Origin of the sequence: Yoonia sp. R2331, assembly GCF_041103235.1 — a bacterium.
Taxonomy (GTDB): Bacteria; Pseudomonadota; Alphaproteobacteria; order Rhodobacterales; family Rhodobacteraceae; genus CANMYO01.
In genome coordinates, this window is record NZ_JBGCUN010000001.1 from 487,697 (window position 1) to 505,920 (window position 18,224).

At 60.6% G+C, this 18,224-nt stretch carries 5 protein-coding genes; 3 read left to right on the forward strand and 2 right to left on the reverse strand.

Annotated features, from left to right (window positions below; translation table 11 throughout):
- Position 1: 1 nt before the first annotated feature.
- Together glgC and glgB are read right to left on the reverse strand one after the other, a co-directional pair.
- Positions 2 to 1,273: a glucose-1-phosphate adenylyltransferase gene (glgC, locus tag AB3Y40_RS02470; RefSeq protein ID WP_369437220.1), complete on the reverse strand. Its 1,272-nt coding sequence runs from the start codon at positions 1,271 to 1,273 to the stop codon at positions 2 to 4.
- A gap of 2 nt (positions 1,274 to 1,275) precedes the next feature.
- Positions 1,276 to 3,498 (reverse strand): 1,4-alpha-glucan branching protein GlgB, encoded by a 2,223-nt coding sequence (glgB, locus tag AB3Y40_RS02475; RefSeq protein ID WP_369437221.1) that lies wholly within the window; start codon positions 3,496 to 3,498, stop codon positions 1,276 to 1,278.
- A 203-nt stretch (positions 3,499 to 3,701) separates the two neighbouring features.
- On the opposite strand from glgB, the gene AB3Y40_RS02480 reads away from it, so the two are divergent.
- The 3 genes from AB3Y40_RS02480 to AB3Y40_RS02490 all read left to right on the forward strand — a co-directional run bounded on the left by AB3Y40_RS02480 (position 3,702) and on the right by AB3Y40_RS02490 (position 18,222).
- Positions 3,702 to 4,598, forward strand: coding sequence for a lipid A-modifier LpxR family protein (locus AB3Y40_RS02480; RefSeq protein WP_369437222.1), 897 nt, complete (start codon positions 3,702 to 3,704; stop codon positions 4,596 to 4,598).
- Positions 4,599 to 4,706: 108 nt separating this feature from the next.
- Positions 4,707 to 5,792 carry a Hint domain-containing protein gene (locus AB3Y40_RS02485; protein ID WP_369437223.1) on the forward strand — a complete coding sequence of 362 codons (1,086 nt, stop codon included), beginning with the start codon at positions 4,707 to 4,709 and terminating at the stop codon, positions 5,790 to 5,792.
- Positions 5,793 to 6,027: 235 nt separating this feature from the next.
- On the forward strand, positions 6,028 to 18,222 hold the full coding sequence (locus tag AB3Y40_RS02490) for a beta strand repeat-containing protein (RefSeq protein ID WP_369437224.1): 12,195 nt from the start codon (positions 6,028 to 6,030) through the stop codon (positions 18,220 to 18,222).
- Positions 18,223 to 18,224: the final 2 nt, after the last annotated feature.

Sequence of the window (18,224 nt, forward strand, 5' to 3'; positions counted from 1 at the left end):
GTCAGCCAAGCTCTGCCGCGCGGCGCGCCAGCATCGGCGCAGTGATCAGCACCACGCCACTGTCGGTGCGGCGGAACCACTTGGCGTCTTCTTCGGGGTCTTCGCCAACGACAAGGCCCTCGGGCACCACAACGCCGCGATCCAGCACCACATCCTTAAGCTGGGCTTTGCGGTTCACCTCCACATGGGGCAGGGCCACCACGCGATCAAGCGAGCTGAACGAATGCGTGCGAACCCCCGTGAACAGCAGCGATTCTTTGATTTCAGAGCCGGAGATGATGCAGTTGCCGGACACCATCGAGGAGACTGCATTACCGCGCCGCCCCTCTTCGTTGTGGATGAATTTGGCCGGTGGCACGCTTTCGGCATAGGTCCAGATCGGCCAGCTTGTGTCATACAGATCAAGCGGCGGGGTAAAGCTGGTCAGGTCGATGTTGGCCCGCCAGAAGGCATCAATCGTGCCCACATCACGCCAATAGGGTTCAGTTTCCAACCCGCTGGTGACACAGCTATCCTCGAACCGGTGTGCCATGGCTTTGCCGTTCTTGACGATGTGCGGAATGATGTCGTTGCCAAAGTCATGGCTGGACTTTTTGTCGGCCATGTCCGCCAGCAGTAATTCGCGCAGGAATTCCCAGCGGAAGACATAAATGCCCATCGAGGCAAGCGCATGATCAGCGTCACCGGGGATGCAGGGCGGATCAGCGGGCTTTTCAAGAAAGGCGGTGATCCGGTCCTTGGTGTCGCAGTGCATGACGCCAAAGGCCGTCGCTTCCATCCGGGGGACGGTCAAGCAGCCGATGGTCACATCCGCACCGCTATCAAGGTGCTGCTGCAACATTATTTCATAGTCCATCTTGTAGATGTGATCGCCCGCAAGGACGACAATGAAATCAACGTCATAGCTGTCGATAATATCAATGTTCTGGGCCACGGCATCAGCGGTGCCGAGATACCATTTTTCCTCTGATATGCGCTGCGAAGCGGGCAGGATATCAAGGTATTCGTTGCGTTCCGCGCGCAGAAAGCCCCAGCCGCGCTGGCAGTGGCGGATCAGCGAATGGGCCTTGTACTGCGTGGCAATCGCCATCTTGCGGATGCCGGAATTCAGCGCGTTGGACAGGGCAAAGTCGATGATCCGGGTCTTGCCGCCAAAGTAGACGGCAGGTTTGGCGCGGGTATCTGTCAGCTCTTTCAGGCGGCTCCCACGACCCCCGGCAAGCACAAAGGCCATGGCCCTGTTTGACAGGCGTTGATTTGGTGTCGGCTTCATCGTCATCCTCCCTTGGTCTTTTGCGTCAGTATCAGCGTCGAAAGTGGTGGCAGCGTCAGCGTGGCAGAGTGGTCTTGCCCCATCCACGGTGTGTCTTGTGCGGTCACTCCTCCCAGATTACCGCGCCCACCGCCGCCATAGCTTTCGGCGTCTGAATTCAGAACTTCGGTCCAGTCACCCGCACCCGGCAGGCCAACGCGGTAGTCGGAACGCTCAACCGGTGTGAGGTTCATCACCACGACCACGGGTGCATCGCCAGGATTGCCGACGCGCAGGAATGCAAAGACCGAATTGGCGGCATCGTTCGCTTCGAGCCATTGAAAACCGCTGGGTCGCGTGTCGTTCACGTGCAGCGCGGGCAGGTCGCGGTAGGCGCGGTTCAGATCACGCACCCACATCTGCATCCCCTTGTGCGGGCCGTGGTCACATTCGTGCCAATCGAGGCTTTGGTTGTGGTTCCATTCGGCTGTTTGCGCGAATTCCTGACCCATAAAGAGCAGCTTTTTGCCCGGATGGGTCCACATGAAACCATAGTAAGCGCGCAGGTTCGCAAAGCGTTCCCATTGGCTGCCGGGCATCTTGTTGAGCATTGATCCTTTGCCGTGCACCACCTCGTCATGGCTAATGGGCAGTATGTAGTTTTCAGAAAATGCGTAATGCAGGCTGAACGTCATTTCATGGTGGTGGTGCTTGCGATGCACCGGGTCCAATTGCATGAAATGCAGGCTGTCGTTCATCCAGCCCATGTTCCATTTAAACCCGAACCCCAGACCCCCGTGGTCGACGGGGCGGCTGACCCCTGGAAAGGCGGTTGATTCCTCGGCCACGGTCATGATGCCATCGCATTGCCCATAGGTCAGGGTGTTCATGTTCTGCAGCAGCGCGATCGCCTCGTAATTCTCGCGCCCGCCGTCCTTGTTGGGAATCCATTCCCCGTCATTGCGGGAATAGTCGCGGTAAAGCATCGACGCCACGGCATCCACGCGCAGCCCGTCGAGGTGGTATTCGTCCAGCCAATACAAGGCGTTAGAGGTGTAATAGTTCGCCACCTCGTGCCGTCCAAAGTTGGGGATCAGGGTGTTCCAGTCCTGATGGAACCCTTCCTTGGGGTCGGCGTGCTCATAAAGATGCGTGCCGTCAAATTGCCCCAGCCCGTGGGCATCGGTGGGGAAGTGCCCCGGCACCCAATCCAGCAAGACGCCTATGCCCTTGGCATGTGCGGCATCCACAAAGGCGCGGAATTCATCAGGTGTGCCGTGCCGGATTGTGGGGGCATACATGCCCACCGGCTGATAACCCCACGACCCGTCAAAGGGATATTCAGAGATCGGCATCAGCTCAATATGCGTGAAACCCAACCACGCGACGTACTCGACCAGATCAGCGGCAAGTTCGGTGTAGGACAGCGGGCGGTTGCCTTCGGCGCGTTTCCAACTGTTAAGGTTGACCTCGTAAACGCTGATCGGGGCGTCGATGTTTTGCGCCTTGGCGCGGGTTTTCATCCAGCTTTTGTCCGACCATGCGGCTCCCGAGATATCGCGCACGACAGAGGCCGTGCGGGGTGGATGTTCGGCACCAAAGCCCACGGGATCGGCGCGCAGGGGCAGGGTGGCCCCATCGGGGCCGACGATTTCATATTTGTAAGCCTCTCCGGCAGCGATGCCGGGCAGGAAGATTTCCCAGATGCCACTGTCGCTGGCGCGGCGCATCGGGTGGCGGCGGCCATCCCAGATGTTGAAGTTGCCAACAACCGAAACGCGCTGCGCATTCGGCGCCCAGACGGCAAAATGTGTGCCAGCAGTGCCTTCGTGTTTCAGCACATGCGCACCAAGGGCAGTCCACAGGCGTTGATGACTGCCTTCGCCCAGATAATAAAGATCGTCCTGACCCAGGACAGGCCCAAAGCTGTAAGGGTCGTCAAAGGTCCAGCTGTGACCGTCGCTTTCGGCCTGCAATCGGTACTTTGGCGGCTTGGCAAACACCTGCACAAAAAGACCCGGATAGTCGGGCAGCGGGTCAAGCGGTTTGACCGTTTTTGCACCGATCAGGGCAGACACCTGGGCGGCCCCGGGCACAAAGGCGGTCAGCAGCCAATGCCCGTCGCGCTGTTGCAGGCCGAATTGCCCAAAAGGATCACCGCAGCGCCCTGCAAGGATGTCACGCGCGGCGTTGTGGTCGATCAAAGCTGCAGCATCTGGCACGGCGGGTTGGCGGGTCTTAGGCATAGCTTCTCCGGCGGTTGCACCGTCCAAGTGGACACGGGATCGGCGCTATTTGCAAGTAATCCAAGTATTTGCATCAAATTTGGCTGTTTGGCGACGCCCGGCAAAGGTCTTGGCGGGGTCACAAAATGGCCTGCTTGGCGCAACATCTGTGGAACACATCTGAGAAGTGACATAGGTCTGTTCCAGATTTTGACAAAGGACTGATGATGCGCCGACTTGCTGCTGCCGCTGCTGCAATCTTGATGACCCTTCAGCCTGCACAGGCCGAACCGCGCGAAACGATTGGCACCGGTCGGCTGTTCACCAATGATTACTTTGGCGATGGGCGGGATCGTTGGCGCAGCGGGTCGTATGTTTATAGCCATTTGCGCGCGAACGGGCCGTATGACCCAGCCAACCGCGCCTTTGGCAACATCATCGAATATCGCGCCATGACCGAGATCATCTCGCCGGGTGCGGGCGGCGTGGATCGGCCTTACGTGGGTGCGATCACGCTGAGTGCGCAAACGCATTTTGGCGACGGGCCCTGGCATTATGCGCTGGGGGCGGATGTGGCATTCATCGGGCCGCAAACCGGGTTGTCGGTGTTTCAGGAAAAGTTCCACGATGCCTTTGATTTGCGCGCGCCCTTGACGGCGAACCAGCTGCCGAACGAGACGATTTTTGGCGCGCGCGCCTCTGCCACCTATACCTATCGTGTGTCCGAGACCGTCAGCTTACGGCCCTTTGCAGAGCTGCGCAGCGGGACAGAGCAGATCGCGCGCATTGGCGCGGATGTGCTGATTGGCAACGTCGGCCAGGACGATCTTTGGCTGCGCGATGATGTGACCGGCCAGCCCTATCGCGGCACAGATGCTGGGCAAACCGGTTGGGCGGTGCTGGCGGGGGCTGATATTGCGGCGATTGGCGACAGCGCCTATCTGCCTGCGTCCCGTGGTGTGACAGCACTTGATCAGCGTCAGCGCGCGCGGTTGGGTGTGCTGTGGCAACCTGCGCCGAACTTCACCGTGTTTTACGGGGCGACCTATCTGTCCGAGGAATTTGACGGACAAGACGGCGGGCAGGTGCTGGGGTCACTGCGGCTTGGCTTCAACTTTTGAAACTTTATGCGTGACAGGCACTTGATCCGCGATTCCGCGGTGGGGTAACGTTGCTCTCAGATCGCCGCGCACCCAATGACGCGGCGCGAGATAGGCAGAGTTACAGGTATGAAAACGGGCTTCAAAGGCACGTTTGTTATTTCATGGTCGCAGACAGAGCTGGACGGCAACCACGCCGCGCCTGTCGCCGATTTGCGCGCGGGCGCTGTCTGGTCCTGGACTGGGGAGGCGGTGCGTGTGGATGGCCCACGGGGCATTTTGCCCCTAGGCGAGGCCGAGGGGATGGCAGACATGCGCAAGCGCGCGGCCCTGACCGTGCGGCGGTTGATGGCGCAGGACCGGGTGACACAGCAGGACGATCCGCTGATCCTGAACGATCCGCTTTTTGACAACGGTTTTGTGGTCACCGATGGCCGAAGGTCGTGGGATATCTCGCTGATCCCCACCGGGGCTGGGCGCAAGCCGCTTTTGTTGTTTCACGGGATCATCCCGCCGCGCGGGGCAGAGCTCTGGGTGGTGCGTCAAAGCGTCAGCGCAAGGGTGCGCGATCAGGCCCATGCCGATTCCGGCGGCGTGGTCTGTTTCACACCTGGCACCATGATCCAAACTCCGTTTGGCCCGCGCGATGTGGCCAGTCTGGTTGAGGGTGATTTCGTGCAGACGCAGGACAATGGCGCGGCCGAGATCCTGTGGATCGGGCTGCGACGGGTGACAGGCGCGCGGCTGATGGTGATGCCAGAGCTGGCCCCCATTCGGCTACGGCGCGGCGCGCTGGACGAAGATGTGCCTGACGCGGGCCTGCTGGTATCGCCCGATCACCGAGTGGTGCTGCGCGGCGCGCGGGCACAGGCGCTGTTCCGCGCGGATGAGGTTTTGGTCGCGGCCCGTGATCTGATCAATGACACCTCTGTCATTCGCGACCGGGCCATTCGGCAGGTGGATTACATCCACATCATGTTGCCGCAGCACGAGATCGTTTTTGCCAACGGCGTGGCGACAGAAAGCTTTCATCCCGCAAGTGCAGCACTTGCCACCATGCAGCCCGATACGCAGGACCGCATGTTTGACCGTCTGCCCGATCTTGCCCGCGATGCGGCGTCCTACGGGGCCTATGCGCGCCGCGTGCTGACCCCAAGCGAGGCGGCCATTCTGGCCCATGATGCAGGCACCCGACGCTTCCATCGACCGGTCTGATCACTAATCCATCGCAAGCGCGATGCAGCAAGGTCACAGTCCGACCTGTCCGATCGGCGGAAAAGCAGCGTAAACCCGTGCTTTTCCCCGTTTCATCTGGCGCGGAAAATGGTTTTCCTGTCAGATGAAAGCGTTAACAATTTATTAATCACAGGCGCCGCAAACGGCGCGTCGAAAACAGGCAGGTGACCGCATGGCGAATGTGTTGCGCAGGGCAGGAAAAGGTCTTTGGGGCATGACCGCTGCAGTGGCTCTGGGGCTTATTGCCAACGCCACCCCTGCCACAGCGACACCATTCACCAGCACCGTGCCAGGAAGCGGTGTGGCGCTGCCGCCCGAATACCCCGAAGCCGGCGGCGTCGCGATCGTGCTAACCGGGTCCAACGGCAACATCTATTACCAATTTTCGAACCCAGCGGGCGCGTTCCGTGGATTCCAGAACAACGGCACCCCCAGCCAGTTCCGGGGTAATCCCTTTACGATCAACGACCCGATTGGGCTGGATTGCGGGTTTCGCAGCTGTACGGATTATTTTGGCGGATCGATTGCGCAGATCGACGTGCGCTTTACGGCCTATGACGGTGATACGCAGGTCGGCGGCTTTGACCGCAACAATATTGAACTGGTGATGAACGGCTTTGATGTCGGCAACTGGTCGGGGCTGACGACCGAGATCACCAATACCAATGGCACGCAAAGTTTTGGCTTTCAGGACGGGTTTGGCAATAACACCACCAACACGGGCTGGTTCAGTTCCAATAATCCGGCGCTTTTGGCCAACATTCTGGCGACCGGCCAGACCACCACACAGGTGCGCGACCGTACACCCAACGACAACTATTGGGATTTCCGGCGTGGTGAGAACCTGCCCAACAATGACATCCGCACCATTGCACCGGGGTACGAGCTGACCAAGGTACGGCGCGGCGGTGATACGACCTATCTGACGGTCGGGCAGGTCATCACCTATGACTATGAGGTCGCCAACATCGGGTCGGTCAATATCTCGAACATCACTGTTGATGATGATAAGATCGGCAGTGTTACCTGTACGCCTACCTTCCTGCCGCGAACCGAAAGCGGCCAGCCAGCACCCGCGACTGCACTGTGTTCAGCGACCTACACGGTCACGCAAGAGGACATCGACAACGGCACATTGACCAATGTGGCGGTGGCCAATGGTACACCGGAATTTGGTCAGTTGGGCCAGCTCCAGGCGCAGGTTGTCTTGACCGGTCCCGCACTTGCGCCCGCGATGGACGTGGACAAGGTCGCGTCGCCAACCAGCTTCACCACCGCAGGGCAGGTGATCTCCTATACTGTTACCGTATCCAACACCGGCAATGCGACGCTGAGCAATGTGCAGGTCACCGACCCGCTGATCCCGGCGCTGACCTGTGATGCCACCGAAGTTGCACCATTGTCGGCTGACAACACCGACAACACGATCACCTGTACCGGCACCTATGTTGTGACGCAGACAGATGTGGACAACGCTGCCGCCGGGACATCGCTGGTCAACACCGCAACGGCGCGTGCGCGCGATCCCAACAATCAGTCTCTGAGCGATACCGGTTCAGCGACGGTCACGGGTCCCGCATCAGCACCCGCGATGGAACTGACCAAGACCGCAGGCACGGCGAACTACGATGCGGTGGGTGATGTGTTGAATTACGACATCGCCATTCGCAACACCGGCAATGTGACATGGCCGGGCCCGCCCACGGTGACTGATACGCTTGATCCAAGCGTGTCTTGCCCCGCAGGCGCGGTAGCACCGGGCAACACGGTCACGTGTTCGGCCAGTTATACAGTCATGCAGTCTGACATTGACGCAGGCGAGGTGCTGAACACCGCAAGTGCGACGATCACTGTGAGCGGTGCGACCGCGATGGACGATGACGACGCCACAATCCCGGCTGTCTTTCTGCCCGCGTTGACGGTTGAAAAGTCGCTGGCCAGCGGCGCTGATCCCTTTACCGCGACGACAGATCAACTGGTTTACAGCTATCTGCTGACCAACACCGGCAATGTGCGGCTGGATGCGGTGGATTTGTCCGATGACAAAATCACCTTAACCTGTCCGGCGGCCACCATCCCGGCAGGGGGCAACATCACCTGTACGTCCGACCCCTACACGATCACACAAGATGATCTGGACGCGGGCGAAGTGACGAACACCGCCACGGCAGAGGCTGAAACGCCTGACGGCACAGCGATCACCCCGGTCACGGACGATCTGACCGTGGATGCCGATCAGATGCCCGCGCTGAGCATGGCAAAATCCGGCAGCTTTGACGGGTCGTTCCTGACCAACGAGACGATCAGCTACAGCTATCTGGTCACCAACACCGGCAACGTTGAATTGCCGGGCCCGTTCACCGTAGACGACAACAAGTTCAGCCCGACGGTGATTTCCTGCCCTGCAGGTGCGCTGGCCCCGGGCGACGATGTGACCTGCACCGCGACCTACACCATCACCACGGCGGATGTGTCGGCGGGTTTCGTGAACAACACCGCCACGGCAGCGACAGCGTTTGGCGGCGACCCGGTGGTATCGAACGCCGACAGCGTCAGCCTGTCGCCCACCGGCACGCCGTCGCTGGACATTGCGAAGGCGGCTGATCTGGCGAGCTTTTCCACGCTGGGTGAGACGATCACCTATACCTATACGGTCACCAATGACGGCACGCTGGATATCGACCTGACCGGCGTGGACCCCACCACAATTGTAAGCGACGACAAGATCCCGGCAGGCGGGGTTGATTGTTCCGATCCCAACCCGCTGCCTGCCGCCCTGACTATTGGCAATAGCCTGACCTGTACTGGCACCTATGACGTCACCCAGCCCGACATTGATGCCGGGGAGGTCGTGAACATGGCGACCGCCACGCTCAGCGTGTCGGGCACCGATGTGACCAGCCCTGCAGTCACTGAAACCGTGCCCTCTGCCGTGACCCCCGGCCTGACGTTGGACAAGGCCACGGCCACGGCGGATTTCGGCGATCTGGGCGATACGATTGACTACACCTTCAGCGTGACCAACACCTCTGCCCAGACCATTTCAACTGTGGACATCAGCGACCCGCTGTTGGGCGGGGCGGTGTGTGCGGTGGGGCCAATTGCGCCCTTTGGCACCGAAAGCTGCGCAGGCACCTATAGCTATACGATCATGCAGGCTGATCTGGACCGCGGCTTTGTGACCAATACGGCCACCGCGCTGGGCCGCACCCCCGGCGGTGCACCACTGACCGACACCGATGGCGAAACGGTCAATGCCGATGGAACTGTGCTACCCAGTCTGGACGTGGACAAGCGCGCCTCTGCCACCACGTTTGCAGCCGTGGGTGACCGGATTGATTATGTGATTGACGTACTCAACGACGGCAAGATCACCCTGACCGATGTGGTGGTGACCGATGCACAACTGGGGCTGAGCTGTAGCTTGCCTGCCATTGCACCCGGCGACACCGACAGCAGCTGCGTGGGCAGTTATACGATCACGCAGGACGATATTGATGCGGGATCTTATGTGAACACAGCCTTTGCGGCATCTGCCGCGAACGGGCTGAACGAAAACGACATGAATACTGTGACCGGTCCTGCGGCAGATCCTTCGGTCGAGGTCACGAAAGTGGCCGACGGCGGCTTTGCGCTGGAAAACGATGTGGTCACCTTTACCCTGACCGCGCGCAACACCGGCAATGTGACGCTGACCGGTGTGACGATCACCGATGCGGATGTCACCTTTGCCCCGGCCTGTGCGCCGCAGGATTTGGCGCCCGGCGCCAGCTATGCCTGTACCGGCACCTATACCGTGCAGCAAAGCGATGTGGACGCGGGCGAATTTTCGAACACCGGTGATGTGACCGGCAACCCGCCAAGTGGCCCGGCAGAGACTGACAGCGCCACCGTGATTGTACCTGGCCCCGCAGAGATGCCCGGCGTCAGCGTTTCAAAGACCATCGCAGGCAACCCAAGCGCCTTTGCGCTGGGTGATACGCTGACCTACAACTTTTCAGTCACCAACACCGGCAATGTCACCCTGACCGGCCTGACGATTGACGACCCCGACCCGCGCATCACGTTGAACTGTGCGCTGGATGATCTGGCCCCCGGTGCGACCGCGACAACCTGTGCCGGTGGTGCGCCTGCGCTGAGTGCCGATCTGACGATCACCCAGGACGAGGTGGACTTTGGCGCGGTGGTGAACACGGTCAATGTGACCGGTGTCACGACGGAAGGCACGCCGGTCGATGCGAGCGACGAAAATACCATTCCCGGCCCCGACCAGACCCCAGAGCTAAGCATCGTCAAATCCTCGCCCACCGGTGGTTTCAGCGCGGTGGGTGATACGATCACCTACAATTACGTGGTCACCAATGTGGCTGCAGGCAATCCCGGTGCGATCACCATCACAGAACCGATCACGGTGGATGATGACCGCACGCCGGTGGTTTGTGATCCAATTGGTGCAGGTCTTGCCCCCGGCGACAGCCTGAATTGCACCGCCAGCTATACGGTCACGCAGGATGATCTGGATACGGGCGATGTGACCAATGTGGCCTTTGCAGAGGTGACCCAGCCGGTGGTGCCATCCGCCACCCACCCAGACGGATCTGCCGATGTGGCATCCCCCACGGACACGGTGACGGTCAACGCCACGCAGGGCGCGAGCATCGAAATCGACAAGGTGGTGACCCCCGGCACGCCATCGACCTATGCGGCGGTGGGTGACACGGTCAGCTATACATTCACAGTGCGCAACACCGGCAACGTGACCCTGACTGCGCCATTTACGGTCAACGACCCCGACATTGACCCGGCCCTGTCCTGCGGCAGCGGTGCTGTGGCCCCCGGCGGCGCAGTGACCTGTACTGCGATCTGGACGGCCCAGCAGTCGGACATCGACGCGGGCAGCTTTACAAACTCGGCCACCGCAGCGACCACCTTTGGCGGTGCGCCTGTGACCACGCCCACGCCTGCCTCGGTCACTGTGAACGCGGTGCAGACGCCCGCGATGGAAGTTGAAAAAGAACTGACAAATATTCTGGGCAACGGTGGCTTCAACACGTCCTCGACGCTGGAATACACCTATCAGATCACCAACACGGGCAATCAGACAATTGTTGGCCCGATTGAGATTACCGATAACCTGATCGGCACCTTTACCTGTTTCGCAGGCGATCTTGATCCGACCGATGCGCCCGTCAGCTGTACCGCGACTTATCCGATCAGCAGTGATGACGTGGCCTTTGGCAGCGTGACCAACACTGCCTTTGCATCCAGCCCCACAGTGGACAGCCCGCCAACCTCCGAAACAGTGCCAGAGGGTGAGCCGCCGACCATCACCATCACCAAGACCCCGGATGTCACTTCATTTGACGAGATCGGCGACACGATCACCTATACCTTTGACGTGACCAACACGAGCCCCGGCGGCGCGCTGGCCCCGTCGATTGCGCGTGAGATCGTGATTCGTGACGACAATTTCCCCGGTATGGACATCGCTTGTTTTGACCCGGCGGTGGACGTGGCCCCGGCTGGCCCGTCAGACGATCTGGACCCCGGCGAGACATTCACCTGTACCGAAACTGTAACCTATATCATTGATCAGGATGATCTGGACCGGGTGCAGGCCGGTCTGACGACTGGCTTTGTCACCAACAATGCCGCAGGCATCGTGACCACCATCCCCTCTGGCAGCGCCGAGATTTCGTCACCCCCCGTGCAAGTCACCGTCGAAGGCGTGGCGGACAACCTGCTGACGGTCGATAAATCCGTGACAGCGGGCAATAACCCGGCCGCCGTGGGCGATATGCTGACCTATCAGATCACAGTGGACAATGACGGCAACCAGACAATCTCTGGTCTGGCGATCAGCGATCCGCTGATCCCGGGCCTCAGCTGTCTCTATAATGGTGCGGCCAGTCCCACGACCTTGCAACCCGGTCAGCAAGCGGTCTGTACCGGCAGCTATACCGTGCAGCAGGCTGATCTGGATGCGGGCACCACGCTTGACAATATCGCAGATGTGGCAGGCAACACGCCGCAGGGCGTGGCAGTGACCGGTATGGATGACAACATGCATCCGCTGGTGACCCCCGATCCAGAGGTCACGATACTCAAAGAGCTGGCACAAGGCGAGCCGATGACCGCCTTTTCAGCGGTTGGTCAGCAGGTGCCATATCAGATCACCGTAACCAACAGCGGCAACATCACGCTGACCAGCACGACCGTCACCGACATTCTGTTCCCCGGTGAGCAATGCGACATCGGGCCCTTGGCACCGGGGCAACAGGATACATCATGCGTGTTTACCTATACGGTCACGCAGGACGATATCGACCGCGGTACGCTGGACAACGAGGCGACGGCCACATCCACCACCGACAACTACGGCCCGGTTGATGACAGCGACGACATCACCGGCAGCGGCCCCGCTCGCGAACCGGCGATCACCATCACCAAAGAGGCGCTGGACACCACTTTCGCCAATGACGGTGACACGCTGGATTACCGCTATGTCATCGCCAACACGGGCAACGTGACGCTGACCGCCGCCACAACAGTGACGGACGATCTGATCCCCAGCCTGTCTTGCGGCAATTCACTGCCAGACACCGGGCCTGCGCCAGATTTTGACCCGGTCTTGTTGCCCGACAGTTTCTTTGTCTGCACCGGCACCTATACCGTGGACCAAGACGATGTGAACGCGGGCGAAGTGACCAACATCGCCACCGCAGAGGTGGCCGACCCGGTCAATGGCGGCACGATTGATGACGACGCGACGGTCACGGTAAGCGGCAGCCGCAACCCTGATTTCACAATCTCCAAGGTGGCCTCTGACACCACAAATGTCGCAGAGGGCGACACGATCACCTATACTTACACCGTCGCGAATACGGGCAATGTGACGCTGACCGCGATCACGCTGACGGATGCGCATACCTCTGCCAGTGGTACCGCGAACCTGACGATTTCATCGGGTGGGGTGATTGCATCGCTTGACCCGACTGACACCGCGCAACTGACCGCGACCTATGTGGTCACACAGGCCGACATAGATGCGGGCAATGACCTGACCAATATCGTCAGCGCCGATGCGACCCCACCGGCGGGTGTGACACCACCACCAACCGAAACGGCAACCGAAACGGTCGACCTTGAAGACCCCGATCCGTCGCTGGAGACGGTCAAGACCGTCACGCCACCGGCCACGTTGGTCGCAGGGCAGACGGTGGTCTTTGACATCTCTGTCAGCAACACCGGCAATGTGACGCTGGATAATGTGAGCCTGTCTGACACGCTCAGCCGTGCGGACGGCACACCGATCACACCTTCCGTGCCTTCGTTTACTGGCGGGGATACCGGCGGTGATGGCCTTCTGGGTTTGACCGAGGTCTGGACCTATCAGCTGACCCATGTGCTGACGCAGGACGATATTGATGCGGGCGGTCTGTCGAACACCGCTACTGCCAGCGCCGAAGACCCGTTTGGCACGCCAGTTGATGATGTATCCCACCCGACGCCCGGCGGTGGGTCCACCCCGACCACGCTGCCAATTGCGCCGATGCCCGACATTGAAGGCGAAAAAGTGATCACGGCGGGGCCGACCACGCTGAACGGGATCGTCCGGTTCGAGATTACGGCGACCAACACCGGCAATGTCACGCTGACCGGCGTCGGCGTCCCGCAGGACACCCTGCGCCGCGCCGATGGCACGCCGCTGACGCTGACCACAGACCCGACGTTCTTTGCAGCGGATGCGGGTTCAGGTGAAGGGACGCTGATCCCGGGTGAAACCGCGACCTTTCGCGCGACCTATCAGTTGACGCAGGATGACATTGACGCAGGTGGCATCGACAACCGCGCGCGTGTGGCTGGGACCGATCCCAACGGCACGGATGTTGATGACCTGACTGATGCGGGCACGCCCGGTGACAACAGCGACCGCACCGTGCTGACGATCCCGGCGGCACCAGCCCTGTCGCTGGTCAAGGAACTCACTGCGGGTGGTCCGACCTTTGATGCCGTGGGTGATACGCTGACCTATACATTCACCGTCACCAATGACGGCAATGTCACGATCACCGATCCGATCAGCATCACTGACCCGCTGATCACCAATGCCGGTGGGACCATCACTTGTGGCGCCGTTCCCTTGGCACCCGATGCATCGCTGACATGTACCGGGTCTTACACCGTGGATCAGGATGATCTAAACGCGGGGCAGGTCGATAACACCGCCACCGCAAGTGATGGCACCACGACCAGCCCCGTCGCGACCGAAAGCGTCCCCGCACAGCAGGCCCCCGCTGTGACCGTAGACAAAACGGCTGTGTCGATCTCAACCGGCGACAACGATGTTGATAACCCGGCGAACTTTGTGTCGGGCGCTGTGATCTCTTTTGAATACACCGTGCGCAACACCGGCAACGTCAACCTGACCGGGCCGTTGGTCGTGAACGACAACCTGATCCCCGGCGGCACAAGCTGTCCGGCCAACCCCAACCCCGGTATGGCACCGGGGGATGAGCTGACCTGCACCGCGAGTTACACCGTGGTGCAGCCGGATGTTGATGTGGGATCTGCCACCAACACCGCAACGGCGACGGTGGATGGCACCACTTCGCCCCCCGATTCCGTCACCGTGCCCACCGGGGCAGCTCCCGGCCTGACCGTGACCAAAACGCTGGTGCGGATCGAGAACCCGGACACCTCTGTCCAGCCGGGGCTGGAGTTTGACGAGGTCAACGATGTGCTGGTCTATGAATTTGAAGTGACCAACACCGGTGATGCGGCCTTTACACGTGACATTGTGATCAACGATCCCCTGTTGACCGCGCCGGTCACCTGCTGGGTACCAAACCCCGGCGGCGGCGACCCCGATTTTACCCCCGCCAATGCGGTTGATCCGGCCGAGACGGCAACCTGCGAAGGGCAGCTGCTGATAGATCAGGACGATCTGGACAGTGGCAGTGTCACCAACAGCGCCACGGCGGAAACCTCTTTCGGGCCGCTGCCCGGCACGCCGGTGATCTCACCGCCCAGCGTCGAGACGACAGATGCCGATATTGACCCATCGCTGAGCATCGCCAAGACCGCTGATCTGACCGATTTCAGCACCGTGGGCCAGATGATCACCTATACGCTGACGGTGACCAATGACGGCAACCAGACGATCAGTGGCGTGCGCGCGCGCGATGATCTGTTGCCGCTGGATTGCACCTTGGGTGATTTGTTGCCCGGCGATGTGGATGCCACCTGTACCGGCACCTATGCGGTCACGCAGGACGATATCGACAACGGCAACATACCCAACGATGCCTTTGTCACCGGTATTGATCCACAGGGTGACCCGGTGCGCGACGACACCTCGTTGACGGTGGGTGGCCCGACGGCTGCGCCTGATTACACGTTGACCAAATCCGCCACGCCGGACCCCTTTGGCGCGGTTGGCACCGGTGTCACCTATACCTTCACGGTGGAAAACACCGGCAACGTGACGCTGACTGATCTGACCATCACCGATGATATTGTCAGCCCCGCCTATACCTGCGACATCGCGCGACTTGATGTGGGCGCCACCGATGCGACCTGCACGCTGTCTTACACTGTCACCCAAGACGACAAGGACGCAGGCGAGATCCAGAACACCGCCACGGCCACGGCGATGGACCCCAGCGGCACACCGGTGGATCGCGACGACACGATCACCACACCGGCAGTGCCTGCGATGCCGGGGCTTGAGGTGACAAAGACATCGTCGGCGCCCAACACCTTCCTTGGGACAGACGTCACCTATACCCTTCAACTGGTCAACACAGGCGATGTGACGCTGGACATCGACAGCATCACCGACACAATGACACGCCGCAATTTTGCTGCCACGCCGACCACGCTGACCACACCCTTTGGCAGTCTGACTGGTGACACAGATGGCGACGGGCGGCTCGATGTGACCGAGGTCTGGACCTATACCGGGACGAAGCGGATCACGCAGGCCGATATTGATGCAGGCGGGTTTGATAACACCGTGCTGGTTGCAGCCACTGATCCCTTTGGCACACCGGTTAATGAGACCTCTGACGATGGCGATGACACGGACGGCAACACCGACGATGACCCGACCGAGTTTGCAATTGTCCCCGGACCCGCACTGAGCCTGGTGAAGACGATCACCACCACAGGTGCTGTGGCAGGTGATGAGGTGGTCTTTGCGCTGGTGGCAACCAATCAGGGCAACACGACGCTCTTTGGTATTGATGTCTCTGACACGCTGACGGACGCAAATGGCACGGTGCTGTCGACGGCAGCACCGACCATCGTCAACCCAACCAGCTTGCCGGGGTCGATCGCGCCGGGACAGGTGCTAACGTTCGAGTTGCGTTATACGCTGACACAGGATGACGTGGACGCAGGCGGCATTTCGAACACCGCAACGGTGACGGCCACTGCGCCCAATGGCGACCCGGTCGACGATGTCTCGGACGATGGCGACAACACCGATGGCAACACCTCTGACGACCCAACGGTGCTGAGCATCACGCCTGCACCCGCGCTTGAAGTGACCAAGCTTGCGGTGCCATTTGCGGACCCCGATGCGGCCGTCGTGGCCGGTGACGTTGTGGAATTCACCATTACGGCCGAAAACACAGGCACGGTCACGCTGACCAATCTGGTGATCACCGACACGCTGACCAATTTGGACGGCGATGCGCTGACCCCGGACAGTATAACCTTTGACAGTGGCACGGACGAAACCTCGCTGATCCCCGGTGCGATCAACACGTTCACCGTGCTGTATACGCTGACTCAGGCCGACATCGACAGCGGCGGGGTCGAGAACACCGCTTTGGCCGAAACGACGGACCCAAGTGGCGATCCGGTCACCGATACCTCTGACAACGGGATTGATGATGACGGCAATACCACCGATGACCCGACGGTCATCGCGATCAACCAGATTGCCAGCATCGAGGCCACGAAAGAGGCCACAACACCAGAGCTGATTGGCGCGAACCTTTATCGCGTGACCTTTGACGTGACAGTGACCAACACCGGCAACATCACCCAGACAGAGGTGCAGGTAACCGATGATCTGGTGGCGTTCACCACCCCGGCAGAGCTGATCGGCACCACCACGCCGACAGCCAGCGGCTGGATCGGAACAGGCGGGCCGAACCCCGGCTTTGACGGTCGCAATGACATCAATCTGCTGACCAGCGGTGTCTCTCTCGCGCCCGGTGCCACAGGCACGTTGCAGTTTGATGTGGACTATGACACCAGCCAGGGCTTCCCCGGACAAGCCAATGTCGTTTCGGTGGTGTCCTCGACCATTTCCGAGGCGGTGACCGCATCTGTCGAGATACCAAGGGTCGCAGCCCCCGACATCTTTGCCACCAAATCGGTGGCCCCGGAAACGGTGCTGCGCGGTGGCACGGTAACCTATACGCTGACCTTCCAGAACCGCCTTGCACAGGAAGAGGCGCAGCTGACTGCGGTCGATATCATGCCTGCCGGTGTGATCTACACGCCCGGCACATCGGCCTTTGACGGGGTGGCAATAGATGATCCTGAAACTGTCGGAAATCAGCTGCGCTGGTCGCCGCTGACGCTGGCACCTTTGGGCACCAGCAGCGTGACCTTTGACGCGCGCGTGGTGGGGGACGCGGTCGAGATGGTGAACCGCGCCTATATGCTGGGCCCGGATGGCGAGGTGGTGTCCAACATCGCCACCGCCACCCTGACCCGCCCGCCAGAGCCGGTATTCGAATGCGCCGACATCATCGGCAAGGTGTTTGATGATGAGAACTTCAACGGTTATCAGGATGGTGTGGTTGAACCTGACCGCTCACAGATCACCGATCAGACCTACTACGGCGGCAAAGGCGGCGGCAAGCTGGCACCCGAGGTGCTGACACCGGGTGCAGAACCGGGCTTGCCGAATGTGCGCCTGTCAACGGTGAACGGCACGTTGATCACCACAGATGCCTATGGCCGCTTTAGTGTGCCATGTGCGGAACTGCCTGCGTCGATTGGGTCCAATTTCACGTTGAAACTGGATGAGCGGACCTTGCCCACGGGCTATGCCGTCACCACCGAAAACCCGCGCACGATCCGGGTGACACCGGGCACAGTGGCGAAACTGAACTTTGGCGCAGCACTGGGCAATGTGGTCGACATTGACCTGATGGCGGCGGCCTTTGGCAGCGGGGCGGCCCCCTCTGCCGCGCTGGCATCGGGGATCGACAACTTGGCGCAGCAGGTGGGCGACAGCCCGGTGGTGCTGAACCTGAACTACTATGTGAACGGCGAAGGTCGTGAACTGGCGCGCGCGCGACTGGACGCGGCAGAGGCCTTGATCCGCGATCGCTGGCGCGGCGCAGGCTTGCGGATCGTACGGGCCATTCGGGCGGTGCAATAGGA